This is a genomic window from Syntrophomonas sp. UBA1041, from assembly GCF_002316705.1.
Lineage (GTDB): Bacteria > Bacillota > Syntrophomonadia > Syntrophomonadales > Syntrophomonadaceae > DTU019.
The window spans coordinates 8353-8559 of record NZ_DCEA01000023.1 but is presented as its reverse complement, the minus strand read 5'-3'; the positions used below and the strand labels follow the sequence as shown (position 1 = coordinate 8559).

Here is a 207-nt window from a genome sequence, read left to right as displayed (position 1 = left end):
TCAAGCGGAAGGCTTTGAGAATCTTTCCGCCTGGGCAAATCGCGGTAGCGGCAGCTTTGAATCGCTGGTCAATTATGTAAACGACGATGCTCTAAACGACGTGTGGAATGCCGCCGCTTCCTCCGAGATGGCGCAAATGATGGCGGGAATGTTTGGCGCTACTGTTACTGACGGCGCATCTCTGAAGGCCATGTTTGCCAATATGGC

1 protein-coding gene is annotated in these 207 nt (G+C 53.1%); it reads left to right on the top strand.

Annotated elements, in window-relative coordinates; genetic code table 11:
* Nucleotides 1-207, top strand: a 207-nt coding sequence (locus B2633_RS04820; protein WP_483169514.1) for a hypothetical protein, incomplete at both ends; no start/stop codon positions are given.